Source organism: Verminephrobacter eiseniae EF01-2, assembly GCF_000015565.1.
GTDB classification, from domain to species: domain Bacteria; phylum Pseudomonadota; class Gammaproteobacteria; order Burkholderiales; family Burkholderiaceae_C; genus Acidovorax; species Acidovorax eiseniae.
Genome location: NC_008786.1, coordinates 4,857,326 through 4,880,732, shown reverse-complemented (window position 1 = coordinate 4,880,732; position 23,407 = coordinate 4,857,326). Strand labels below are relative to the sequence as shown.

The window sequence follows — 23,407 nt, the reverse complement described above, 5'->3', positions numbered from 1 at the left end:
GCCGGCACTGGCGGGCGCTCTTCATGGCCTGCGCTGGCGCTGTGCGTGCGCCAGGGCCGCGCTGCCGGCAGGGGGCGAATGGGGCGAATGGGGGGGTGAAGGTGAAGGGGGTGAATGAAGGCGCGCCGTCATTCCTTGCGGTAAGGCTGCATCAGCGCCTGCGGATACGCCGCCTTGCGCGCCACCAGCACCAGCGCCAGGATGGACAGCAGATAGGGCAGCATCAGATACAACTGGTACGGCAGCCAGACAGCGCCGGCCTGTTGCAGCCGCAGTTGCAGCGCATCGAAAAAGGCGAACAGCAGGGCGCCCAGCAGGGCCTTGCCGGGCCGCCAGGAGGCAAACACCACCAGCGCCACGCAGATCCAGCCGCGCCCGTTGACCATATGAAAGAAGAAGGCATTGAACGCCGACAGCGTCAGAAAGGCCCCCGCCACGCCCATCAGCGCCGAGCCGGCGACGATGGCGCCGGTGCGCAGCGGCGCCACCGGGATGCCCTGGCCTTCGGCCGCCTGCGGGTTCTCGCCCACCATGCGCAGGGCCAGGCCCAGCGGCGTGCGCATCAGCACCCAGGCCAGGCCGGGCACCAGCAGCAGCGCCAGCAGCGTCAGCGGGGTTTGCGTCGAGATGATCGGGATGCCCAGCCATTGCATCGGCGCAAAAGGCTCGATGGTCGGCGGCGTCTGCACCTGGGCAAAGCCGACGCGGTAGCCGTAGTAACTCAGCGCCGTGGCCAGCAGCGTGATGCCCAGGCCCGAGACATGCTGCGCCAGCGCCAGCCCGACGGTCAGCCAGGCATGCAGCAGCCCGAACAGCGCGCCCGTCAGCGCCGCCGCCAGCACCCCCGACCACAGGCCATGGCCGGCATACACCGTGAGCCAGCCGGTATAGGCCCCGGCCACCATGATGCCTTCCACGCCCAGGTGCAGCACCCCGGCGCGCTCGCACAGCAGCACGCCCAGGGTGCCCAGGATCAGCGGCGTGGCCAGGCGCAGCGTGGCGCCCCAGAAGGACGGGTTGAGCAAGATGTCGAGCAGTTCGGTCATCGGGCGTCAGCGCCAGCGCACCCGGTACTGTGTCAGCAGCCTGGCCACCAGCACGGCCAGCAGCGCGGTGGCGACGATCACGTCGGCGATATAGGTCGGCACGCCCACGGCGCGGCCCATGCTGTCGGCGCCGACCAGCAGGCCGGCGACGAAGCAGCCGGCAGCGGCCACGCCCAGCGGGTGCAGGCCCGCCAGCATCGCAATCACGATGCCGCCGTAGCCGTAGCCGGGCGACATGTCCAGCGTCAGGTAGCCGGTGCGGCCTGCCACTTCGATGGCGCCGGCCAGCCCGGCCAGCCCGCCCGAGAGCAGCGCCACCAGCACCACGGTGCGCGTGACCGGCACGCCGGCAAAGGCGGCGGCGCGCGCGTTCGCGCCGGCGGCGCGGATGTCGAACCCCGGCACCGTGCGCCACAGCAGCGCCCACAGCAGCAGCGCCAATGCCAGCGCCCACAGCAGCCCGGTGTGCAGCCGCGTCGGGGGCAGCAGCCGGGACAGTTCCAGACGGCCTTGCAGCGCCACGCTCTGCGGCCAGCCCATGGCCAGCGGGTCTTTCATGCTGCCGTCGAGCAGGGCCGAGACCAGCAGCAGCATGACGAAGTTCAGCAGCAGCGTGGTCACCACCTCGTCCACGCCCAGGTGCGACTTCAGCAGCGCCGGGCCTAGCAGCAGCAGCGCGCCGGCCAATGCGGCCGCCAGCATCATCGCGGCAAACAGCAGCGGCGCCGGCCACGCCAGCCCCGTGCCGCCATGCAGGCCGCCCACGGCCACGGCGGCCAGCGCGCCGGCATACAACTGCCCCTCGGCGCCGATGTTCATCAGCCGCGCCTTGAAGGCCACTGCCGCCGCCAGCCCGGTCAGGATCAGCGGCGTGGCGCGCGTGAGGGTTTCGCTCAGCGCAAACACCGAGCCGGCCGCGCCTTGCAGCAGCAGCGCGTAGCTGCGCCCCACCGGCGCCCCGGCCCAGAGCACCAGCAGGCCGCTGACCAGCAGCGTGAACAGCAGCGCGCCCAGCGGCGCTGCGCTGGCCGCGATGCAGGCGGCCAGCGGGCCGGCGCCGTGGGGGTGGCGTTTTTCCAGTCTCATGGCCGCCTCTGGTGTCCGTCCTGCATCGTGGCGGCGGTACTGGTCCCGGCCCCGGCCCCGGCCATCGCCAGCCCGATCGCCTCGCGTGTCCAGTCCTGCGCCGGCCGCGCCGCGCTCAACTGCCCGTCATGCAGCACCGCCACGCGGTCGCCCAGCGCCAGCACTTCATCGAGGTCGTCGGAGATCAGCAGCACGGCCGCGCCGGCGTCGCGCGCGGCCAGCAGTTGCTGCTGCACGAACAGCACCGCGCCAATGTCCAGCCCCCAGCAGGGCTGGTGCGCGACGATCAGGCCCGGCGCCGGCGCGGCGGCGCTGCCGTCCGGCACGGGCAGCAGGGCGCGGCCCAGGATCAGCTTTTGCATGTTGCCGCCCGACAGCGACCGGGCCGGGGCGTCGGGCCCGCCGCCGCGCACGTCGAAGGTGTCGATCACGCGCCGGGCATGTGCGTGCGCTGTGCGGCGCTTGACCCAGGAGGCCAGAAACCAGGGGTGGGCGAACCAGCGGCTGCGCAGGCGTTCGGAGACGGCGTTCTCCCACACCGGCAACTCGCCCACCAGGCCGACGGCATGGCGGTCTTCGGGGATGCGCGCCACGCCCTGGCGCACGACCCAGGCCGGGCTGGCCCGCAGCGGCACGCCGCGCAGCGTCACCTGGCCGGCGCTGGCCGCGCACAGGCCGCACAGCAGATCGGCCAGCGCCCGCTGCCCGTTGCCCGAGACGCCGGCAATGGCCATGATCTCGCCGGCCAGCAGCGTCAGTGATACCTGGCGCAGGTGCCCGCGCCCGGCGGGTGCGCTGTCGCCATGCGCACTGGCGGCGCCATGGCGCCCGGCACGTCCGGCGGGGGCGGTGCTGACCTGGCGCAGCGTGCAGACCGGCGCGCCCACCCGCAGGGCCGGGCGGCGGCGCGCGCTGGCATCGACGGTATCTGCAAGGTCGGCAAGATGGGCCAGATCGGCGCCAGCGCCGGCATGGCCGACCATCGACTGCGCCAACTGGCCCGGCGTCGCGCCCTGTGCCGGCATTTGGGCGACCAGCCGGCCCTGGCGCAGCACGGCCACGCGGTGCGAGACGCGCAGCACTTCGGCGAGCTTGTGGCTGATGAAGATGATGGCCAGGCCCTGCGCCACCATCTGCGCCAGCGTGTCGAACAGCGCCTGGCTTTCTTGCGGTGTGAGCATGGCCGTGGGCTCGTCCAGGATCAGGATGCGCGCGCCCCGGTACAGCGCCTTGAGGATCTCGACCCGCTGGCGCTCGCCCACCGACAGGCTGCCCACGCGCGCATCGGGCTGCACCGGCAGGCCAAACTGCCGCGCCACGGCCAGCAGCTTGGCACGCCCCCGGCTGTGGCGCGAGAACGGCTGCCACAGCGGCTCGCTGCCCAGCATCAGGTTGTCCAGCACCGTCAGGTTGTCGGCCAGCGTGCAGTGCTGGTGCACCATGCCGATGCCCGCCGCCAGCGCCGCGCGCGGCTGGCCCGGCGGCAGGCGCCGGCCAAAGACCTCGATATGGCCTGCGTCGGCCCGGTAATGCCCGAACAAAATCGCCATCAGCGTCGATTTGCCCGCGCCGTTTTCGCCCAGCAGCGCCAGCACCTGGCCGCGCTGCAAGTCCAGGCTGATGTCGTCATTGGCCAGCAGCGGGCCAAAGCGCTTGCTGATGCCGCACAGGCGCAGCACGGGAGCGCCCGGCGCCGTCATTGCCAGGCGGCGAGAAAGGCCAGCAGCACCTTGGCCGAATTGGCTGCGGCCAACTGCATGAAGGTCGCCATCTCGTTGTCGCCCGCGCCGCCGCCGGCCAGATCGCTGAGCGAGCGGAAGGCGATGAAAGGCACGCCGTTGCCATGCGCGACCATCGCGGTGGCGGCGGTTTCCATGTCCAGCACCTGGGCCTCGAAGGTGTTGAACGTGTATTCGCGAAACGCCTTGTTGTCCACGAAGGCCGGGCCGGATACGCCGTTGCCGCCCACCACCACGCGCGGGCGCCGTTGCAGGCATTGGCCGGCGTGGCAATGCGCCAGATCGATGTCTTGCAGGCTGCGCGCCAGCGCCAGCATCCGGGCATCGGCGGCAAACCAGAACTGTTGGCTGATCTGCGGGCTGGCGGCCGAGCGCACTTGCACCGAACGCGGGTGCATCATGCCGAAGGCCGGCAGGGGCAGCAGTTCGCTTTTCATCCATTCCGGCACGCTGTACTGGCCGGGCGGGCCTTCGCGGGCCATCAGCCATTCCATGTACTGGCCCCACTGCGCCGGCACGCTGACATCGCCGATATGCAGGCCGGGGTTCACGCCGCCGGCGATGCCGCTGAACATGATGTGGCTGATGTCGAAGCGGTCCAGCACCCGCTGCGTGTTCATCGCCGCATTGGTCATGCTTATGCCCGACAGGAACAGCACCACCGGCTTGCCGGCCAACAGGCCGGTGCTGAACTCCACGCCGCCGATGCGGTGCGACACCGGCTGCTGCAACTGCGCCAGCAGCAGCGCGAGTTCGGGCGCAAAGGCCGAGATCACGGCGATGCGCGGCTGGTCATCGAGCCGCAGCGCCTGCTTGTCGGGCGGCACCGACGCGCAGCCGGTGACGAGCATGGCCAGCGCCCACAGGCCCAGCCGGCGGATGCTGCGTTGGATCAGGCCAGGGCGTGGCGCGTGCGCGGTGTGGTGCATGGCCGGGTTCCTTGCTTTTATTTGGCGGCTGTCGCGGCCGTGGATTGGGGTTGGCTGTCGTCGATCTTCACGGTAAACCGGCCGGCCAGGATATCCGCCTGCCTGGCCCGGACCTTGGCGCTCAGGTCGGCGGGCACCTTGTTCGCGAAAGTGCCCAGCGGGGCAAGCTCCGAGCCTTTGTGCCGCATCATCGAATACGGGCCGTAGTCCTCGGCGCTGAAGCGGCCTTCGCGCAGCAGTTTCAAGGCCCGGTCGATGCTCGGCTCCATATGCCACAGGGCCGAGGTCACCACGGTGTCGGGGTATTGCGGCTGCGTGTCGAGCACATTGCCGATGGCCAGTTTGCCTTTTTCCCGGGCGGCGTCGCTCACGCCGAAGCGCTCGGCATAGAGTATGTCGGCGCCCTTGTCGATCAGCGCCAGGCTGGCCTCCTTGGCCTTGGGCGGGTCAAACCAACTGTTGATGAAAGTCACGGTGAACTCGACCTTGGGGTTGGTCTCGCGGGCGCCGGCCATGAAAGCCTGCATCAGGCGGTTCACCTCGGGGATCGGAAAGCCGCCCACCATGCCGATCTTGTTCGATCGGGTCATGCCCCCGGCGACCATGCCCGACAGATAGGCCGGCTCCTGGATGTAGTTGTCGAACACGCTGAAGTTGGGCGCCTGCGGCTTGCCCGAGGAGCCGAACAGAAACGCCGTTTTGGGGAAATCCCTGGCCACCCTGCGCGCCGCAGCCTCCACCGCAAAGACCTCGCCGACGATGAGCTGGTTGCCGCCGGTGGCGTACTCGCGCAGCACGCGCTCGTAATCGGCGTTGGCGACATTCTCGCTGGCCCGGTAGTCGATCTCGCCGCGCGCCTGCGCCGCTTTCAGCGCCTTGTGGATGCGGCTGGCCCACTGCTGCTCGAAAGGCACCGTGTAGATCGCCGCCACCCGCAGCTTGGGCTGCGCCGTGGCCGGCCCGGCGGCGATCGACAAGGCCAGCGCAGTGCACAGCAGGCTGGCGCTCAAGAGGCGGCGAGTGGTCATGGTGGTGTGGCGTCGTCGATGGAGGGGGAAAAAAACGGTTCCGGGAAGGTCCGCCGCGCAGGAGTATGCAATAAGCATGCGCGCCAGCCTGCTGCTGTCCTGCGGTCGTCCTGCGGTGTCCTGCTGCCGACCCGCTGCCGCCCTGGGCGGAGCCGCTTCGGCGCCCGGCCGGCGCGCCGGGTTTTCAAAACCCCAGGCTGGCCAGCAGGTCGTCGACCTGCGATTGGTCGGTGACCACGTCGGTGCGGTGGCCCGGGTCTACCACCGGGCCTTGCAGGCGGGCCGGGGGCGGCAGCGCCGTGGCGGGCGCTTGCGCACCCGGCGGGGCAGTTTGTATCAGCAACTGCACCAATTGGGCTTCCAGCGTGGCGGCCAGGTGCACCACGCGGGCGATGACCTGGCCGGTCAGGTCATGGAAGTCCTGCGCCATCATGATTTCGGTCAGGTGGATGTCCGCTTCCTGGGTCACGCGCTCGACATCGGACAGGAAGTTCATGATGTCGCCCCGGGCCACGGCGGCGACCGGGTCGTGCACCAGGGCGGTCACCACGCGGCGCGTTTCGGTGGCGATGTAGCCGTGCTGCGCCTTGGCCTGCTCGACGCGGCTGAGCACCTTTTCGGCCGCTGCGCCGGTCAGGCGGGCGATGTAGGACAGCCGGCTCTGGGCATCGGGCAGTTCGTGCATCGAGTCGCGCAGTTTGTCGGCATAGCCCAACTCGTTGAGCGCGTCGTGCAGTTGGCGCGTCAGCAGGCCGATTTTCTGGTGCACGTCGGCCGGCGGCAGGTCGTCGTCCGGGAGGTCGTTCATGGTGTCATAACCCCACTTTCTTGAGGATCAGGCTCACTTTTTCTTCGAGCGTGGCCTTGGTGAAGGGTTTGACGATGTAGCCGGCGGCCCCGGCCTGGGCTGCGGCCACGATGTCTTCCTTGCGGGCTTCGGCGGTGACCATCAGCACCGGCAGGTGCTTGAGCTTGCCGTCTTTCTTGATCTCGGCCAGCAGTTGAAAGCCGTTCATGTTCGGCATGTTGATGTCGGCCACCACGAAGTCGAACTTGCCGGCGCGCAGCTTGTGCAGCGCCACCACGCCGTCTTCGGCCTCGTCGGCGTCGGTGAACCCGCTTTCCTTGAGCAGATTGCGCACGATGCGGCGCATGGTGGAAAAGTCGTCGACGATCAGAAAACGAAGGTCAGTGGTCACAGGGTCGCCTTTCGGTCGGAGATGGCTGCATGCAAGGCTTGTCGATTCGTAACGGCTACCGGCTCGGGGCGGGGCGGGGCGGCTCGGGGTGCAGGGCCGGCCTGGCCTGGGCGTCATGCAGCAGTTGCGTCGCCGTGATCGCGGGCAGTTCCCGGGCCATCAGCCGCTCTTCGGCCTCGTGGGTCAGCACCGTGATGGAGATGCGCCGGTTGGCCGGCGCGAGCGGGTCGTCAGGCGCCAGCGGATCGCTGGCCGCCAGGCCCACCACGCGGCCGAGTTGGTCGTCCGGCATCCCGGCCGAGACCAGTTCGCGGCGCGAGGCATTGGCGCGGTCGGCCGATAGTTCCCAGTTGCTGTAGCCCGGCTCGTCGTGCGGGCCGTATTTGCCATAGGGCACGGCGTCGGTATGGCCGGCCAGGCTGATGCGGTTTTTCACGCCGCCGAGCGCTGCGCCGATGGCGTGCAGTATGTCGCGCATATGCGGCAGCACGCGCGCGCTGCCGCTGTCGAACATCGGGCGGTTTTGTTCGTCGATGATCTGTATCTGCAGGCCGTCGGGCGTGATGCGGATGCGGATTTGCGAGCGGTATTCGTTCAGCCGCGGGTTGCTGGCCATCAGCGCATCGAACTTGGCCCGCAGGGCCTCGATGCGCTGGCGGTCCTGGCGCGCGTACTCGGCGTCCAGGCCGATGCGCCGCTGCCCGGATGCCTGCGCGCCCGAGCGCCGGCTCTGGCCGAGCGCCTTCGTCAGGTCTTCGCCCCCTGCGGGAATCACGCTGGAACTGCGGCCCGCGCCGTCCGTGCCGACCATCGACGCGCCCAGCGGCGCGGCGAAGTAGGCGGCAATCTCTTGCAGATCGCCCTTGGCGGTCGAGCCCAGCAGCCACAGCAGCAGAAAGAACGCCATCATGGCCGTGACGAAATCGGCATAGGCGATTTTCCAGGTGCCCATATGCCCGGCAGGCGCGGCCCTGTGCACGCGCCGGACGATGATGGGCTGGAGTTTCTTTTCTGCCGTGACGGCAACCGGCGCAGTCATTTGCGCTCCTTCACATGCTTTTCCAGTTCCAGAAAGCCCGGGCGCACGCTGCTGAAAAGCACCTTGCGGCCGAACTCTATGGCCGTGGCCGGGTTGTAGCCCTGCATGCTGGCCAGCAGCGTGGACTTGATGCATTGCAGCTCTTTGCCGGCATCGTCGGCCCTTTGCTCGAGCAGACCGCCAAACGGCTCGACCACGCCATAGGCGAGCAAGATGCCCAGGAAGGTGCCGAGCAGCGCCGAGCCGATCATCGCGCCGAGCACCGCCGGCGGCTGGCCCATGGCGCTCATGGTGTTGACCACGCCGAGCACGGCGGCGACGATGCCGAACGCGGGCAAGGCGCCGGCCAGCCGGGCCAGCGCCGCCACCGGGGCATGGGATTCCTGGTGGTAGGTGTCGATTTCGCTGTCCATCAGGGCCTCGATTTCGTGCGCGTTCAGGTTGCCCGAGACCATCATGCGCAGGTAGTCGGTCATGAACTCGATCACACGCGGGTCGCGGCCCACCGTGGGGTATTTGCTGAAGATCGGCGATCCCTGGGGATCGTCGACATCCTTTTCGATCTTCAGCAGCCCCTCCCGGCGGATTTTTTGCAGCAACTCATGGAGCATTGCCATCAGTTCCATGTAGCGCTCCTTGGTGTATCTGGACGCAGGGAACGCACTCGGTATCGCCCGCAGCGTGGCCTTGATCACCTTGCCCTGGTTGTTCACCACGAAGGCGCCCAGGGCGCCGCCGCCAATGATGACGAGCTCGTATGGCAAGGCCTTCAGGATCACGCCGATATTGCCGCCATGCAAGATGTACGCGCCGAAGATGCAGCCCAGGCAGAGGAGGTAGCCGATGCAGACGTACATGTGGGGCAGGCAGCAAAAACGAAGGAGGGCAGGCCAGTGGTCAATGCGCTCGACCTTGAAATGACTGTATCGGGATCGCCAGGCGCCCAAGGCCGCGACAAGGGCGTCAAAACGGGGCTTATCCGGTAAATGCTGCTAACCGCCCGGCGCCCGCCCAGGCGCCGGGATGCCGGTCGCCGGTCGCCGATTGCCGGATTTGGCCCCTGTTTGCCCCATGACAGCGCCTTTGGGCGCGCGCCGGCGGCGCTTATGCTGCGGGCATGAAAGCCGTACTGCTCGCGGGCGGGCTGGGAACCCGCATCGCGCCAGAGTCGCACCTGACCCCCAAGCCGATGATCGAGATCGGAGGCCGGCCGATCCTTTGGCACATCATGAAGCTCTACGCCGCCCATGGCGTGAACGACTTCATCATCTGCCTGGGCCACCGGGGCTATCTGATCAAGGAGTACTTTGCCAACTACTTCCTGCACATGTCCGACGTGAGCTTCGATCTGGCCCACAACCGCATGCAAGTGCACCAGCGCCACGCCGAGCCTTGGTGCGTGACGCTGGTGGACACCGGCGAGCACACGCTGACCGGCGGGCGCCTGCGCCGCGTGCAGCAATACCTGCCGGCGGACGAGCCCTTTTGCTTTACCTATGGCGACGGCCTGGCCGACCTGGACATGGGCGCCCAGCTCGCCTTTCACCGCGCCCATGGGCGCCAGGCCACGGTGACTGCGGTGCAGCCGCCGGGCCGGTTCGGCGCGCTGCGGCGCGCAGGCGCGGCCGTGACCGGGTTTGAAGAAAAACCGCGCGGCGACGGCGGCTGGATCAATGGCGGCTTCTTCGTGCTCCAGCCCGAGGTGATCGCCCGGATCGACGGTGACGCCAGCAGTTGGGAGCAAGAGCCGATGGCCCGGCTGGCCGGCAGCGACCAACTGCGCGCGTTCGAGCACCGGGGCTTTTGGCAGCCGATGGACACGCTGCGCGAGAAGAATCTGCTCGAACAGCTGTGGCGCTCGGGCCGGGCGCCATGGAAATGCTGGTAGAGGGCCGGCCGGACATGCGCCCCGACCCCGGCTTCTGGCGCGGCAAGCGCGTGCTGCTGACCGGCCACACCGGCTTCAAGGGCGCCTGGCTGGCGCTGTGGCTGCAACGCCTCGGCGCCCGGGTCAGCGCCATTGCGCTGCCGCCTGCGGGCGCGCCCAACCTGTTTCACCTGGCCCGGGTCGGGTCGGGCCTGGACAGCCATTTTTGCGACCTGCGCAACGCCCCGGCCCTGGCACGGCGCGTGCGCGCCGCGCGGCCCGAACTGGTGCTGCACCTGGCCGCCCAGGCCCTGGTGCGGGCCGGCCACGCAGCGCCGCTGCAAACCTTTGCCACCAACGTCATGGGCACGGTCCATCTGCTCGACGCGCTGCGCGGCCAGGCCGATCTGCGCGTGGCCGTGGTGGTGACCACCGACAAGGTCTACCGCCACCGTGCCTGGGCCTACCCGTACCGGGAAGACGACGCGCTGGGCGCGAGCGACCCCTATGGCGCGAGCAAGGCCGCCGCCGAACTGGCGACCGCCAGCTACCGCGACTCGTTCCTGGCCGCGCAGGGCGTGGCCGTGGCCACGGCCCGGGCCGGCAATGTGATCGGCGGTGGCGACTGGGCGCAAGACCGGCTGCTGCCCGACGCGATGCGCGCCTGGAGCCAGGGGCAGCCCCTGCGCATCCGCCGCCGGCAGGCCACCCGCCCCTGGCAGCATGTGCTCGAAGCGCTGGCGGCCTATCTGCGCCTGGCACAGCGCCTGTGGGAGCAGCCGGCGCTGGCCGGGGCCTACAACTTCGGCCCGCTGCCGCAGGCGGCGGTCAGTGTCGGCAATCTGATCGAATCGGCCGCCGGCGATGGCCCTGCATGCGCCATCGACTATGGAAATGAGGCTGACCCGGGGCCCGAGGTGGATGCCCTGGCGCTGGAGACCGCCCATGCCCGCCAGGCGCTGGGCGTGAGCGCGCACTGGGCCTTGGCCGAGGCTTTGCAGCGCACCCTGCACTGGTACCGCCAGCAGCAAGGCGGCGCCGATGCACGCGCGCTGTGCCTGGCCGACATCGACGCCTGGGAGGCCGGGCAGGCCGCGCCAGCAGGGCAGACGCCGCGATGAGCCGCCTGCGCCTGAGCACGCTGCCACTGGCCGGTCTGCTGCGCGTGCAGCGCCAGCCGCTGGTGGACGAGCGCGGAGCCTTCGCGCGCCTGTTTTGCGCGCAGGAACTGCGCGACGGGATGCTCGACGGGATGCCCGACGGGGCTGCTGGAGTGGCTGGCGCGGCGCCCGGCGCGGCGGGCAATGGGCCGCCCCATGGACCGACCGCCTGGCTGGCGCCCCCGGCGCAGATCGCACAGATCAACCACAGCCACACCGCGCTGCGCGGCACGCTGCGTGGCCTGCACTACCAGCGCCCGCCACATGCCGAAGGCAAACTGGTCAGTTGCCTGCGCGGCGCGGTCTGGGATGTGGCGCTGGACCTGCGCCAAGGCTCGCCGACCTTTTTGCACTGGCACGCCGAATGCCTGTCGGCCGACAACGGCTGCGCGCTGCTGATCCCGCCGGGCTTTGCCCATGGCTTTCAGGCACTGACCGATGACGCCGAACTGCTGTACTGCCACTGGTGCGCCCATGCGCCGGCGGCGCAGGCCGGGCTGCACCCGCTGGAGCCTCGGCTGGCGATTGGCTGGCCGCTGCCTGCGGGCCGCATCTCGCCGCGTGACGCGGGCCAGGCCTGGCTGACACCAGACTTTCAGGGGCTGTGCCTGTGAGCGCCGCCCGGCCGCCCGAAGGCGCGCACACCGTCGCCGCAGGCGAAGGTGCTCCAGCGAGCGCCGCCCGGCCCCGATGCCGCCACTGCGGCAGCCCGCTGCAACTGCCGTTTCTCGACCTGGGCAGCGCCCCGCCGTCCAACGCCTTCCTGAGCCAGGACGGGCTGCGCCTGCCGCAAGCCTGGTTCCCGCTGCGCCTGCTGGTGTGCGAGTGCTGCTGGCTGGTGCAGACGCAAGACCCGGTCGGGCGCGAAGCCCTGTTCACCGGGGACTACGCCTACTTCAGCGCGTTTTCCACCTCCTGGCTGGGCCACGCGCAGCGCCTGGTGCAAACGCTGCGCGAGCGCCTGGGGCTGACGGCGCACAGTTGCGTGGTCGAGGTCGGCGCCAACGACGGCTACCTGCTGCAATACGTGCAGGCGGCGGGCATCCCCTGCTACGGCGTGGAGCCGACGGCCAGCACGGCGGCGGCGGCGCGCTCGCGCGGCCTGACCGTGGTCGAGCGCTTTTTTGGCCTGGCGCTGGCGCAAGAACTGGCCGCCGCCGGCCGGCAGGCCGACCTGCTGGTGGCCAACAACGTGCTCGCGCATGTGCCCGACATCGATGACTTCGTTGCCGGCTGCGCCTGGCTGCTCAAGCCGCAGGGCCTGGCCAGCTTCGAGTTTGCGCACCTGCTGCGCATGGTGCAGGGCTGCCAGTTCGACACCGCGTACCACGAGCATTACTCCTATCTTTCGCTGACCGCCGCAGCGCGCATCCTGGCCGCCAATGGCCTGGCGCTGCTCGACGTGCAGGAACTGCCCACGCATGGCGGCAGTCTGCGGCTGTTGGCGGCGCGCGCCGATGCCGTCGGCCACCCCCAGGCCAGCGCGCAGGGCGCCGAGCGCGTGGCCCGGCTGCTGGCCGGCGAGCGGCAGGCGGGGCTGTGCGGGCCGGATTTTTACCGCGCCTTCCAGGCGCAGGCGGTGCGGGTCAAAAGCGAGCTGTTGGGCTTTTTGCTGCACTGCCAGGCCGCCGGCATCAGCGTTGGCGCCTATGGCGCGGCGGCCAAGGGCAATACGCTGCTCAACTATGCCGGCGTGCGCCCGGACCTGCTGCCCTATGTGGCCGACGGCAACCCGGCCAAGCAGGGGCGCTTTCTGCCCGGCAGCCGCATCCCGGTGGTCGATCCGGCGCACCTGCAAGCCCGGCGCCCGCAGCGGGTGCTGCTCCTGCCCTGGAACCTGCGCGAGGAACTGGCGCGCCAACTCGCTGGTGTGCGCCGCTGGGGCGGGCAGTTCGTGGTGGCCGTGCCCCGGCTGGAGCGGTTTTGAGTGATCAGCATCCACGCCACGGCCCGGGTTTCGCCGCTGGCCGACATCGAAGATTCGGTGCGCGGCAGCCGCATCGTGGTCGGCGCGCATTCGGTGATCGACAGCTTCGTCAAGGTCAAGCCCGCAGGCGGCAGCGGCGATTTGCTGCTGGGCGAGCATGTGGTCATCAACGCCGGCTGCGTGCTGTACACCGGCCATGGCATCCGCATCGGCAACCATGTCGCGCTGGCGGCCCAGTGCACGCTGGCGCCGGTCAACCACGCCTATGCCGAGCGCGGGCGGCTGATCCGCGCGCAAGGCTTTGCGCCCAGCCGGGGCGGCATCGTGATCGAGGACGATGTGTGGATCGGCGCCCACTGCGTGCTGCTCGACGGCGCCGTGCTGCGCCAGGGCTGCGTGCTCGGGGCCGGCGCCATCGTGCACGGCGAACTGCGCGCCTACACCGTGTACGCCGCCCAGTCGGCCACCGCGCTGCGCGTGCTGGGGCAGCGGCGGTGAGCGGCTTTACCGTGCTGGGCGCATCGGGCTATATCGGCAGCCATCTGGTGCCGCATCTGCGCGCGCTCGGGCACAGCGTGTGGGCGCCGGCGCGCGGCGCGGCCGAGGTGCTGACCCGGCCGCTCGGCCATGTGCTGTACTGCGTGGGCCTGACGGGCGACTTCCGCACGCGCCCGTTCGACACCGTGGCGGCCCATGTCGGGCTGCTGGCCGAACTGCTGCGGCGCGCTCGGTTCGACTCGCTGCTGTACCTGTCCTCGACGCGGGTCTACCAGGGGGCCGGGCGCACCGACGAGGACGCGCCGCTGGCGTTGCTGCCGGGCCAGCCGTGTGGCCTGTACAACCTGTCCAAGCTCTGCGGCGAAGCACTGTGCCACGCCAGCGGGCGGGCCGGCGTGCGCGTGGCGCGGCTATCGAACGTGGTCGGGCCGGGCATGGACGCGGCATCGGGCAACCTGCTGGCCAGCCTGGTGCAGCAGGCGCGCCAAGGCCATGTGCAGTTGCGCAGCGACCCGCGCTCGGTCAAGGACTACCTGCATCTGGCCGACCTGCTCGACTGGTTGCCGCAGATCGCGCTGACGGGCCGCGCCACGGTCTACAACGTCGCCAGCGGCTTGCAGACCAGCCATGCCCAGTGGCTGGCCTGGCTGCAACAGCGCACCGGCTGCACGGTGCACTGGCCCGAGGACGCCCCGTTGCAGCAGTTCGCGCCGATTGCGGTGCACCGGCTGCGCGCCGAATGGGGTTGGCGGCCACGCCCGGTGTTCAGTGACGATTTGTTCGTGGCCGCGCCTGCGCCCGCCGCGCCCCTGGCGCCATCCATGCCCGCCGCGCCCTCTGTGCCCTCTGTGCCCTCTGTGCCGGCTGTGCCGGCTGCCGCTTTCGTCGGCGCCGCAAAGGCAGGTTCCCGATGACGGGCCGACGCATCGGTGGCCGATGCAGGTGCCTCGGCCGGCGGCGGGCAAGGGGGCGCGGATCGCGGCGCTGCTGCACCAGCCCCCGCAGCGCCGGCCCTGGATGCGACCCTTGCGGCCCGGGCTGCGCCCGTTGCCCGCGTGATGAAAAACAGTGCAGGAGCACACCGCAATGAGCCACCCCGACCCCTTGGCCCAGGAACGCCGCGAGCGCCTGGCCGGCTATGCGCTGGACACCCCATTCCAGGCCCTGTCGCGCCACTGGGTGCGCGCCTCGATGCAGCGCCGGTATGTCTACAACTTCGACTGGCTCGGGCGCCCCATCATCCAGTACCCGCAGGACATGGTGGCGCTGCAAGCGCTGGTCTGGCGCCTGCGGCCGGACCTGATCATCGAGACCGGCATCGCCCATGGTGGCTCGCTGGTGCTCAGCGCCTCGCTACTGGCCTTGCTGGACCTGAGCGATGCCATCGAGGCCGGCGACATGCTCGATCCACGCGCCTCCCGGCGCAAGGTGCTGGGTGTCGACATCGACATCCGCGCCCACAACCGCGCCGCCATCGAGGCCCACCCGATGGCCAGCCGCATTGCGATGATCGAAGGCTCGTCGCTGGCGCCCGAGGTGGTGCAGCAGGTGCGCGCCTTTGCCCAGGGCTACCGGCGCGTGCTGCTGTGCCTGGACTCCATGCACACGCACGAGCATGTGCTCGGCGAACTGAACGCCTATGCGCCGCTGGTCACGCCCGGCAGCTACTGCGTGGTGTTCGACACCTTCATCGAGGACCTGCCGCCCCGGTTCTTTCCCGACCGCCCCTGGGACCGGGGCAACAACCCGAAGACCGCCGTTCGGCAATGGCTGGCCGGGCAGACCGACTTCGAGATCGACGCCGAAATGGAGCAGCGCCTGCAACTGACCGCCGCACCGCAGGGATTCCTGCGCCGCATGGGGTGATAAAAATGCCGGCGGGCGCATTATCTGCTTGCGCTGAAAGCGACTGAATTCAGTAGCGCCCCGGCACCCGCCGGCAGGCCGGCGGCCCTGATTGCCTTTATGCCTTTATGCCTTTATCCGGGGTTTTTCATTGGCCCCCATTTCCTGATGGAAGACGGCAATTCGGCCAGCAATGCCCCCAGCGTTTGGGCCAATCAAAGCCACGCCGGGTGATCAGAATGTATCGATATACCCGGCCGCGGCTCACCCCAAGGGCAAGACACCCAAGACACCCATCAGCAGGCCCGTGCAAGACGGTCGTCGCGCCGGGACCAGCCCGCCCCGATGCGGGCATGCAGGCACATGCAGGCAAAAGCGATATGTCCCATTTTGAAACAAACCCGGTGACCTGCGCTCGATGATATGTCCGATTTTGCGACAGCACGGGCCATGCGCGGCCGGCGTTATCGTATCGGTCGCTCCTTGTCCATCACGCAGACCGCGTCCACGCCTGGTGATTTCAGGGCCATTGGCACAAGGCTTGCTCGGACGGAAATATGGCAGGGCCGCAAACGTTCGGGGTGAATCTTGCCGTGACCCGCGCTCACCCGGAACACGACATGAATGATCGAGGAGACCCAACGTGAAAGCTGCAGTGCTGCATCAGTACGACGAATCATTGACCCGTGACGAGTTCGTGCGCTACGAAGATTTCGCAGACCCGAAAATCGAGCGGCCTACCGACGTGATCGTCCGTATTGGCGGCGCCGGCGTCTGCCGCACCGATCTCCACGTCGTCGAAGGCATATGGCGCAGCAAGGTCGATGTCGCTTTGCCCTACGTCATGGGCCATGAAAATGCCGGCTGGGTCGAGGCCGTCGGGCGCGGCGTCGAAAGCGTGAAAGTCGGCGATCCGGTGATTTGCCATCCGCTGGTGACGAGCGGCCATTGTCTTGCGTGCCGTCGCGGTGACGATATGCATGCGAGCGACAGCCGATTTCCCGGCATCAACGCCAATGGCGGCTATGCCCAGTATCTGTCGACCGGCGAACGCTCGCTGATTCGACTGCCGAAGTCGCTCGCGCCCAAGGATGTCGCGCCTTATACCGATGCCGGACTCACAGCCTATCGCGCTGCAAAAAAAGCGTCGCGCCATCTGCTTCCCGGCCAGTTTGCGGTCGTGATCGGTGCCGGCGGCTTGGGTCACATCGGCATCCAGGTCTTGAACGCATTGTGCGCGGCGGAAATCATCGTCGTCGATCGCTCCGAGACCGCGCTGCAGCTTGCAAAGGAATGCGGCGCGCACCACACCGTCGAGGGCGATGGAAATGAAGTCGAGAGCGTGCTTGGGTTGACTGGAGGCAGCGGCGCGGAGGCGGTCATCGATTTCGTCGGCGAAGGCGATGCAGTCGCCAAGGGCCTGGCCATGACGCGCAATGGCGGGTTTTATTACATCGTCGGTTATGGCGGGAAGATCGAATTGCCGACCATGGACATGATTACCAGCGAAAAGACGATCGTCGGCAATCTGGTGGGCACCTATCCCGAACTGGTCGAATTGATGGCACTGGCCGATCGCGGACTGGTTCATCTGGCAACCCGGGAATATCGCTTGAGTGAGGCGAACCAGGCGCTCAAGGACCTGCACCACGGCAAGATCAAGGGCCGCGCAGTGCTGATTCCGTAGCCGATCGGCTGGGAATCAATGGCTGCTTGACGGTTGCCTCTGCTGCCAGGTGCGCAGAGAGTCGATTTGCGTGGTGCCGCTGCCCCAATGGGGGACGGCGCACCCCGGGCGCCATCTCTTTTTGCATTGGCTGGATCCGTTGTTTCGTTTCAGAAATTCGGAAAGTTCGGAATGAGTGCGCAACGAGCCATCATGCGCGCGGAAGGAGACGATGATGAACCAGCAATACCCGTCCAAAGAGCAGTTCTTCGAGCGCTTGGGCGCGCTGACAGATGCGATGATCGCGGCCTATGGCAAGGACTTCGCCATGGGTGCGATGATTCTCGCCGTGCGCTTTGTCGCCGAGGGCAAGCCGTTGGGCGATCACTTTCCCGGTGTGATCCCTGAAAAGGTCGGCGCCTGAGGTTCTCGCCGCTGCCGTCATCCACGAACCCATGAGCGCGGTCAGCGTATTCGGCAGCGGATGCGTCCCAATATCGGACAGTTCCATAGGGCAGGCATGTCGCATAACACAACAGAATACGCACAGCGATGGTTGCGAAAAAGACGGTTTGCACAGCCCGGCCTCATCCATCCTGAATCAGCAGTTGCCTGGCACGTTTATCGCTCTATCACAAAGCGTTGCAGTCCCGAAACGCAAAACGAAAATGGCAGGAGACACACCCATGGGCAGCCGGTCTGGACACAGGCCCTCTGAATTGCTCCCGCCACTTTCAGGTTGGCGTGGCGCGGCCATATCCGCGTCGTTCCGCGCCGTTGCGTCGCAGACCCATCGGTCGCTGCAAGACAGATGTCGTGAAATGGAAAATGGAACAAGGAGAGACCAATGTCTGATGGATTGACACTCAACAAGATCACCTCCCAGCGAGGGATCAGTATTGGCGAAGCGGCCCGCCGCATCGCCGACCTCGGCTGGACACCCAGTTACGTTCAGGAGGCCATGACCTTCCCGACCGACTACAAAATCAGCAAGGCGCCGCGCGATCCGATGAAGCAGGTGCTGCGCTCGTATTTTCCGATGCAGGAGGAAAAGGACAACCGCGTCTATGGCGCGCTGGATGCGGCGCTGCGCGGCGATATGTTCCGCAATGTCGAGCCGCGCTGGATCGAGTGGATGAAGCTGTTTCTCGCGATCATCCCGTTCCCCGAAATCTCGGCAGCACGTTCGATGGCGATGCTCGGACGGCTCGCGCCCGGCGAAGAACTGCGGACCGGCTTCACGATGCAGATGGTCGATGAGTTCCGGCACTCGACGATTCAGATGAATCTGAAGAAGTGGTACATGGAAAACTATATCGACCCGGCCGGGTTCGATATTACCGAGGCGGCATTTGGCAAATGCTACGCCACCACCATTGGGCGCCAGTTCGCCGAAGGGTTTCTCACCGGCGATGCGGTGACCGCAGCCAACGTGTTTCTGCAGGTGGTCGCCGAAACGGCATTCACCAATACGCTGTTTGTCGCGATGCCGTCGGAAGCGGCACGCAATGGCGACTATGCGTTGCCGACGGTATTTTTATCGGTGCAGTCCGACGAAAGCCGGCACATCGGCAATGGCCATTCGCTCGTGATGTCGATCATCAACGACCCGGACAATCACCTGCTGCTCGAGCGCGACCTGCGCTACGCCTTCTGGCAAAACCACGCGATCGTCGATGCGGCCATCGGCACCTTCATCGAATACGGCACCGTGGATCGTGACAAGAACAAGGAATCGTATGCCGAACTGTGGCACCGGTGGATTTATGAGGATTACTACCGCACTTACATGCTGCCGCTGGAAAAGTACGGCATCAAGATTCACCATGACGATATCGTCGCCGCGTGGGATCGCATCGTCAAACAGAACTATGTCCACAAGGTCGCGCAGTTCTTTGCCGTGGGCTGGCCGGTCAACTTCTGGCGCATCGAGGCGCAGACCGAAAAAGACTTCGAATGGTTCGAGCACAAATATCCGGGCTGGTACGCCGAATTCGGCGACTTCTGGAAGTGGTATGCGAAAAAGAGCGTTCCGGGCCAGACGAACATGCTGTTCGACCAGGAATGCGGTTACGTGTACCCGCATCGCTGCTGGAGCTGTCTGGTGCCATGCCTGATCCGTGAAGATTTCGTGGTCGACGAGGTCGACGGCCAGATTTACACCTACTGCTCGGAGATGTGCCACTGGACCCACAAGGTGGCGTTCGCCTCGGAATATGAAGGGCGGCCGACGCCGGCCATGGGGCGCTTCAGCGGACGCCGCGAATGGGAAGAGTGCTACCACGGCTGGGATTTGGCCGATTGCATCAAGGACCTCGGCTTCGTGCGCAGCGATGGCAAGACGCTGGTGCCGCAGCCACATTTGCGGTTCGACGACAGGAACATGTGGACGCTTGATCATGTTCGCGGGCACATGATCCAGAGTCCCATCGTTTTGCTGCGCAACATGACGCCGCAACAGCGTGAGAAGCATATCGCCGAGTACCGCGCCGGTTTCAAAATCAATCCGGTGAACTGACGCGGCGATGTCGTCCGGGGAGCGCGCGGCAGGCGACATGGGTATGGGTATGGGTGTGAGTGACTTGCAAGAAAGGAAGGCCGGCATGCCGGATGCAAAAGAGGGTCGGATGCTGCATACCGTGCGATTCGAACCGGTCGGTGTGGAAATGACGGTCGCGGAAGGCGAAACCGTGCTCGATGCCGCTTTTCGCCAGGGTATTGCGGTAATGCATGGCTGCAAAGAGGGGCAATGCAGCAGTTGCAAGTCATTGCTGATCGATGGCGATGTCGAAATGAAAAAATATTCGACCTTCGCCTTGCCTGACTACGAGCGCGAGAGCCATCACATTTTGCTGTGCCGGACGCTCGCCTTCAGCGATTTGACGGTCGAATTGCTGAACTACGACGAAGACCTCATGCGCCGCTCGATGGCAGTGAGTGAATACGACGCAACGCTGACGAAGATCAGCGCGCTGACACATGACATCAGGCTGCTGGAAGTGGAGTTGTCCCGGCCGCTGAGCTTTTGGGCGGGGCAGTATGTGGAGCTGACGATTCCGGGTTCGGGCATCACGCGGTCGTTTTCGATGGCGAGCACGCCGAACGGTCAGAGGAAGCTCGAATTCGTCATCAAGAAATATCCGAACGGCGCGTTCTCGTCGCAACTCGATGGCGCTCTGAAGCCTGGCGCCAGGCTGGTGGCGAAAGGGCCATACGGCACTTGTTTCCGGCGCGAAGAGCAGCCGGGGCCGATGGTGCTGGTAGGCGGAGGGTCGGGAATGTCTCCGCTGTGGGCGATTCTCAACGACCATGTGCAAAGCGGCGAAGAACGGCCGATTCGTTTTTTCTATGGTGCCCGCAGTCGTCGCGATCTGTTTTATCTCGACGATTTTGCGGAATTGGAGGATAAGCTGCCTGATTTCCGCTTCATTCCGGCGCTTTCGAATGCCGAGCCGGGCGATGACTGGAGCGGCGCGACCGGCCTCATCCATGAAGTGCTGGGCCGCGCACTGCGTGAGCAAGCGCTGGCCGGCGAGATCGATGCGTACACATGTGGTCCAACGCCGATGATCGACGCGGTGATACCGGTTCTGCAAATGGCCGGCGTCGCGCCCGAGCGTCTCTATTTTGACAAATTTACCCAGGCTGTCCGTTGATGCACACCAACGCATCGCGCCAGATCGAAAGTCCGATAACCGTAAAGAGGAAAGCAACATGAGCACAACGCGACAGGAAGCAGCACCGCTGAAGTCAGGCGCGGCCGGCGCAGCCCGGTTTGCGGGTTCGGATAGCCGCAAGTACAACTACTTCGAACCCAAGGGGCGCAAGGCGACCCATTACGAGGACATGACCGTCGATGTCCAGCCGGACCCGAAGCGCTATCTGCTCCAGGACTGGATTCTCTCGTTCGCGGACGGTACGCCGACCTATTCGGAAACATGGACCGCAGCCAAAAGCACCGACTGGCATAAATTCCGCGCAGTCGACGAAGAGTGGGAACGCACGCATTACCAGCGCCAGTCGACGATCGTCGGCATGATCTCCGGCGCGGTCGACAACGCCCGGCGATCGGGTGCGGTGAAGCGCTTCGATAAAACCTGGATCAAGGTGCTGGAGCAGCATCTCGGCGCGTACAAACATGCGGAGTTTGGTCTTGGCACTGCCACCATGCACGCGCAGCGCTATGGCTACACGCAGATGATCAATAGCGCAATTTTGACCAATTCTTCCTACAAGCTGCGCTTCGCCCAGGATTTGACGCTCTATTTGGCGGAGATCGCGCTGGATCTGCCGAATATGAACCTCGACGCCGGCAAGGAGCATTGGCTGAACGATCCCGTCTGGCAGGCAACACGCCAGGCGATCGAAGCGATTGGCGGCGCGACGGATTTTCTCGAAAAGTACTTTGCGGTCAATATCGTGTTCGAGCCGATGGTGGCGGAGCTGTTTCGCAGCGGTTTCATCATGCGGGTCGCCGCTGCGCAGAACGACTTTCCGACGCCGACGGTCGTGTCCGCTGCGGAAGGGGACTACGAGCGCAATCTGGCCAATGCAGTGGAGTTGTTTCACATGCTGGCCAACGATCCCGGGCACGGCCAGGCCAATCGGAAACTGTTCGGCCAATGGCTGGACAAGCACGGTGCGCTTGCCGCTGCTGCGGCCAGGCAGTTGCAGCCGATCTGGTCGATTCCACATGTGAAGACGGCGCAATTCAATGACTGCCTGAAAAGTTCGATCGAGCGGGCAGAAATGATTGCCAGAGAGATTGGCATCGGCTTTCCGTCGGCACTCCAGGCCTGACGGTTTTCTGGCTCGGTGGATTTGACCAACCTCGCGATTCAAGCGCGAACAGGAGTACGCAATGTCAGTGCATAACGACAATATCTTCAAGTCGATGAAAGATGTCCGCTTCGAGCAGACCATTTCCAACCAGTGCGGTGTCACGATGAACGACAGCGTGGAGGCCCGCGTGATTGCCGAATTGATGGCCCGCAAGAGCGGCATCACGGTGACCTATCTGCCCGCCATGATCAGGATCGATGGGCAGGGCAAGATCGAATTCAAAATGGGCGAGATCAGCGAAGCGCTGGGCCGGGAGATGACCCCGCATCTGTTCGAGATATCCACATCGACCCACTATGGGCGAATGGTGATGGTCGATGACGAGACCGTCGTATTGTTCGGCAATATGGAGGACGCGATGGCCTACGAGTAAGCGTGCAGCCCGGCCATCAGACCCCACCAGACCCCATCGGACCACAAGCCGATCAGCCGCCTTGGCGGGAGGCTGATCGCCCGCAATGAATAACCCAGCAACCATCTTGAATGACTAAGTCAAACCGCTTCAGCAAGTTCGTTGCGCCAAGGCGACTTGGTGCGAGCGATGGCGTTCAAAATGACCAACAGCTTGTGCATGCAAGCGACCAGAGCGACCTTTTTGGGCTTGCCGGCGGCCAGCAGCCTTGCATAGAAGGCTTTGAGCACGGGATTGAAGCGCGTGCCTACCAAGGCGGCCACGAACAGCACGCGGCGCACGTCGGCGCGACCGCCGAAGATGTGGCGCTGCCCACGCAGCGTGCCCGAGTCCCGATTGATGGGGGCCAAGCCCACCAGCGAGGTGATCTGCTTGCGATTGAGCTGGCCCAACTCGGGCAGTTGCGCCAGCAGCGTGCTGGCCGTGGTGGGACCCACGCCCTTGACCGAGGTCAGCAAGGCCGCCAGATCGGCGTGGTGTGCCAGGACATGCTCCTTGAGCTGCCCGTCCAAGTCGTTGAGTTGCTCGGCAATGGTAGCCATGATCCGCAAGATGCTGGGCTTGGCCTTGGGATGTGCCAGGGCCAGTCGCTGGCGTTCGGCCACCAGCATGGCTACGAGTTGGCGGCGGCGCACCACCAGGGCGGTCAACTCGCGCTGCTGCTCGTCGGCCAGCATGCGCGGCTCGTGACCCTGGGCGTCCAGCAAGGCGGCAAAGCCGCGCAGCGCCTGCGCATCGATGCGATCGGTCTTGGCCAGTTTGCCCATGCAGCGGGCAAAGTCACGCGCCTGGCGCGGATTGATCACCGACACACGCAAGCCTGCCGCGGACAAGGCAAGCGCCAGGTCCTGCTCGTAGCCGCCGGTGGCCTCCAGCAGCACCAGGCGCGGCGACAGCGGCGCCAGCAGTTGGCACAGCCGGGCATGCCCGGCCTCATCGTTGCCAAGACTCGAGGTCTGTGCTTGACCAGTGGTGGCCACCTCGAAGGTGCGCTTGGCCACGTCGATACCTACATAAACGGGTTCACTCATACAAGTCCTGTGGCTCCCAGCCTTATGAATACGAAATGTGTTCGGTCAACCATTCGGGATGCGGCAGAACAAACAGACCACCACCGTGCGCCC

Annotated in this window: 23 protein-coding genes; 13 read left to right on the top strand and 10 right to left on the bottom strand. The window is 66.4% G+C overall.

Features of this window, described 5'->3' with window-relative positions:
• Positions 1 to 128: 128 nt before the first annotated feature.
• The 9 genes from VEIS_RS21430 to motA form a co-directional block, all read right to left on the bottom strand.
• Positions 129 to 1,046, bottom strand: coding sequence for an ABC transporter permease (locus tag VEIS_RS21430; RefSeq protein WP_011812117.1), 918 nt, complete (start codon positions 1,044 to 1,046; stop codon positions 129 to 131).
• 6 nt (positions 1,047 to 1,052) lie between these two features.
• Entirely contained in the window at positions 1,053 to 2,132 is a 1,080-nt protein-coding gene (locus tag VEIS_RS21425) for an ABC transporter permease (protein WP_011812116.1), read from the bottom strand.
• On the bottom strand, positions 2,129 to 3,832 hold the full coding sequence (locus tag VEIS_RS21420) for an ABC transporter ATP-binding protein (RefSeq protein WP_011812115.1): 1,704 nt from the start codon (positions 3,830 to 3,832) through the stop codon (positions 2,129 to 2,131). The genes VEIS_RS21425 and VEIS_RS21420 overlap by 4 nt, the downstream gene beginning before the upstream one ends.
• A complete protein-coding gene (locus VEIS_RS21415; RefSeq protein WP_011812114.1) occupies positions 3,829 to 4,800 on the bottom strand; it encodes a 5'-methylthioadenosine/S-adenosylhomocysteine nucleosidase in 972 nt (323 codons plus the stop codon). The genes VEIS_RS21420 and VEIS_RS21415 overlap by 4 nt, the downstream gene beginning before the upstream one ends.
• 17 nt (positions 4,801 to 4,817) lie before the next feature.
• The gene (locus VEIS_RS21410) at positions 4,818 to 5,828 is read right to left on the bottom strand and encodes a BMP family protein (RefSeq protein WP_041950258.1); all 1,011 of its coding nucleotides are present in this window, start codon (positions 5,826 to 5,828) and stop codon (positions 4,818 to 4,820) included.
• 184 nt (positions 5,829 to 6,012) lie between these two features.
• Complete coding sequence (locus VEIS_RS21405; protein ID WP_011812112.1) at positions 6,013 to 6,636, bottom strand: protein phosphatase CheZ; 624 nt, start codon at positions 6,634 to 6,636, stop codon at positions 6,013 to 6,015.
• Between the two features lie 4 nt (positions 6,637 to 6,640).
• Positions 6,641 to 7,027 (bottom strand): chemotaxis response regulator CheY, encoded by a 387-nt coding sequence (gene cheY, locus VEIS_RS21400; RefSeq protein WP_011812111.1) that lies wholly within the window; start codon positions 7,025 to 7,027, stop codon positions 6,641 to 6,643.
• Positions 7,028 to 7,082: 55 nt separating this feature from the next.
• Positions 7,083 to 8,066, bottom strand: coding sequence for a flagellar motor protein MotB (gene motB / locus VEIS_RS21395; protein WP_011812110.1), 984 nt, complete (start codon positions 8,064 to 8,066; stop codon positions 7,083 to 7,085).
• A complete protein-coding gene (gene motA / locus VEIS_RS21390; RefSeq protein ID WP_011812109.1) occupies positions 8,063 to 8,923 on the bottom strand; it encodes a flagellar motor stator protein MotA in 861 nt (286 codons plus the stop codon). Before motA ends, motB begins: the two co-directional genes overlap by 4 nt.
• Before the next feature lie 260 nt (positions 8,924 to 9,183).
• Here motA and rfbF point away from each other — a divergent pair, with 260 nt between their 5' ends.
• The 13 genes from rfbF (at position 9,184) to VEIS_RS21325 (ending at position 22,244) form a co-directional block, all read left to right on the top strand.
• Positions 9,184 to 9,954: a glucose-1-phosphate cytidylyltransferase gene (gene rfbF / locus VEIS_RS21385; protein ID WP_011812108.1), complete on the top strand. Its 771-nt coding sequence runs from the start codon at positions 9,184 to 9,186 to the stop codon at positions 9,952 to 9,954.
• 14 nt (positions 9,955 to 9,968) lie between these two features.
• Positions 9,969 to 11,054, top strand: coding sequence for a CDP-glucose 4,6-dehydratase (rfbG, locus tag VEIS_RS21380; RefSeq protein WP_011812107.1), 1,086 nt, complete (start codon positions 9,969 to 9,971; stop codon positions 11,052 to 11,054).
• Positions 11,051 to 11,707: a dTDP-4-dehydrorhamnose 3,5-epimerase family protein gene (locus tag VEIS_RS21375; RefSeq protein ID WP_011812106.1), complete on the top strand. Its 657-nt coding sequence runs from the start codon at positions 11,051 to 11,053 to the stop codon at positions 11,705 to 11,707. The genes rfbG and VEIS_RS21375 overlap by 4 nt, the downstream gene beginning before the upstream one ends.
• Positions 11,704 to 13,020, top strand: coding sequence for a class I SAM-dependent methyltransferase (locus tag VEIS_RS21370; RefSeq protein ID WP_011812105.1), 1,317 nt, complete (start codon positions 11,704 to 11,706; stop codon positions 13,018 to 13,020). Before VEIS_RS21375 ends, VEIS_RS21370 begins: the two co-directional genes overlap by 4 nt.
• Positions 13,021 to 13,518, top strand: coding sequence for an acyltransferase (locus VEIS_RS21365; protein ID WP_041950257.1), 498 nt, complete (start codon positions 13,021 to 13,023; stop codon positions 13,516 to 13,518).
• The gene (locus tag VEIS_RS21360; RefSeq protein WP_011812103.1) at positions 13,515 to 14,432 is read left to right on the top strand and encodes an NAD-dependent epimerase/dehydratase family protein; all 918 of its coding nucleotides are present in this window, start codon (positions 13,515 to 13,517) and stop codon (positions 14,430 to 14,432) included. The genes VEIS_RS21365 and VEIS_RS21360 overlap by 4 nt, the downstream gene beginning before the upstream one ends.
• A gap of 172 nt (positions 14,433 to 14,604) precedes the next feature.
• Entirely contained in the window at positions 14,605 to 15,384 is a 780-nt protein-coding gene (locus tag VEIS_RS21355) for a cephalosporin hydroxylase family protein (RefSeq protein WP_011812102.1), read from the top strand.
• Positions 15,385 to 16,006: 622 nt separating this feature from the next.
• Complete coding sequence (locus VEIS_RS21350; RefSeq protein WP_011812101.1) at positions 16,007 to 17,050, top strand: NAD(P)-dependent alcohol dehydrogenase; 1,044 nt, start codon at positions 16,007 to 16,009, stop codon at positions 17,048 to 17,050.
• 214 nt (positions 17,051 to 17,264) lie between these two features.
• Positions 17,265 to 17,453, top strand: a complete 189-nt coding sequence (locus tag VEIS_RS21345) for a hypothetical protein (protein ID WP_011812100.1) — start codon at positions 17,265 to 17,267, stop codon at positions 17,451 to 17,453.
• 423 nt (positions 17,454 to 17,876) lie between these two features.
• A complete protein-coding gene (locus VEIS_RS21340; protein WP_011812099.1) occupies positions 17,877 to 19,547 on the top strand; it encodes an aromatic/alkene/methane monooxygenase hydroxylase/oxygenase subunit alpha in 1,671 nt (556 codons plus the stop codon).
• 85 nt (positions 19,548 to 19,632) lie between these two features.
• Positions 19,633 to 20,685 (top strand): NADH:ubiquinone reductase (Na(+)-transporting) subunit F, encoded by a 1,053-nt coding sequence (locus VEIS_RS21335; protein WP_157048624.1) that lies wholly within the window; start codon positions 19,633 to 19,635, stop codon positions 20,683 to 20,685.
• A 58-nt stretch (positions 20,686 to 20,743) separates the two neighbouring features.
• Positions 20,744 to 21,829: a ferritin family protein gene (locus VEIS_RS21330; RefSeq protein ID WP_011812097.1), complete on the top strand. Its 1,086-nt coding sequence runs from the start codon at positions 20,744 to 20,746 to the stop codon at positions 21,827 to 21,829.
• A gap of 61 nt (positions 21,830 to 21,890) precedes the next feature.
• Positions 21,891 to 22,244 carry an MmoB/DmpM family protein gene (locus tag VEIS_RS21325; RefSeq protein WP_011812096.1) on the top strand — a complete coding sequence of 118 codons (354 nt, stop codon included), beginning with the start codon at positions 21,891 to 21,893 and terminating at the stop codon, positions 22,242 to 22,244.
• Positions 22,245 to 22,363: 119 nt separating this feature from the next.
• Here VEIS_RS21325 and VEIS_RS21320 read toward each other — a convergent pair whose 3' ends face one another.
• Positions 22,364 to 23,314, bottom strand: coding sequence for an IS110 family transposase (locus VEIS_RS21320; RefSeq protein WP_011812095.1), 951 nt, complete (start codon positions 23,312 to 23,314; stop codon positions 22,364 to 22,366).
• Between the last annotated feature and the right edge of the window lie 93 nt (positions 23,315 to 23,407).